Raw genomic sequence first — 1,017 nt, 5'->3', positions numbered from 1 at the left:
CCTTACAAAATGGCGAAATTCAGGTTAATTATTCTAGCAACTACGACAGCTGGCAAGCCAATAAACCAACGAGTAAGACTTTTGGGACTGTTGAAGGAAAAGTAAAAGGAAAGAAAGCGAATATTCGTGTAGATGCAGAACCCCATAGTGGTAAAGTTCAGATTCAGTCAGGGGGAGGAAAATCAGGTTATAGAGTTAATGCGCATAGAGGAATGGATAAAATTGTAGATGCAGAAAGTGCTAGAGAATGGATTGATAGACTTCCTGAATTGAATAAATTATCAAATTATGAAAAAAATCAATTAGTCAAATTTATTTTAAAAGCTGTTAAATGGTTAAAATCATAGGAGGAAAAATGAAAGTTTACATCAAAGGCGATTACACCAAAGAAATTCCATTTGATTACATGGAACTAGCGAAAAGGATGTGGTTTGAGGAAAAAGATGGAATAGAGCCAGATTTATCGTATGCTGGATATCTAGATTTACCAATCGATAAACTTTCTATTCACTTAGAATTAGACAAGGAAACTCATGATGTTAGATGGAGGAGTGTTCAAATAAAGGAAGGGATAAAATATGATTTTTTATCCCATAAATGTGAATATATACAGCTAGATTACGAAGATGCTATGATGTCGGACTTTCGTGAGAAAGGCGAATGTTTAAGAATAGCTTCTACCCACCTTGACCTTCTCACTGTTGATAAAAGAGCTATGTATATTATGGCCATTGAAATTGCGACTGCTATTGATGGTCAGATTAGCGAAGATGATAAAGAGAGCTGGTTAAGTGTGGAGGAATTTAAAAACCGACATGAGGATACCCTTTCGATGAGTTATGAAGAGGCTAATGAGCTGAGTTTGGAAGAAATTCCATTTATGGACGATGTGAGAGACCCAGTCTGGGAAGAAGATGACCGCAGGAATGAAGAATACATCAAAATCCATGGCGAGCCAGTTTATGACGATGAGGAAGACGAGTGATAATTTACAATAACACTTATTTGAAAGAGAGT

At 36.2% G+C, this 1,017-nt stretch carries 1 protein-coding gene and 1 pseudogene; both read left to right on the top strand.

What is annotated here, in order from left to right; genetic code table 11:
* A pseudogene (locus CBI42_RS10865) lies at nucleotides 1–347 on the top strand (virulence protein); the annotation flags it as partial.
* Nucleotides 348–355: 8 nt separating this feature from the next.
* The gene (locus CBI42_RS10860; RefSeq protein WP_094753970.1) at nucleotides 356–985 is read left to right on the top strand and encodes a hypothetical protein; all 630 of its coding nucleotides are present in this window, start codon (nucleotides 356–358) and stop codon (nucleotides 983–985) included.
* Nucleotides 986–1,017: the final 32 nt, after the last annotated feature.

The organism is Streptococcus sp. KR (assembly GCF_002238115.1).
In the GTDB taxonomy this organism is placed as follows: Bacteria; Bacillota; Bacilli; order Lactobacillales; family Streptococcaceae; genus Streptococcus.
The sequence above is the reverse complement of the archived record's forward strand: the minus strand, read 5'-3'. Positions and strand labels throughout refer to the sequence as shown.

Bases quoted from the DNA above. Each gene is read 5' to 3' on its own strand.
- CBI42_RS10860 (WP_094753970.1), top strand. From the start codon at position 356: ATGAAAGTTTACATCAAAGGCGATTACACCAAAGAAATTCCATTTGAT.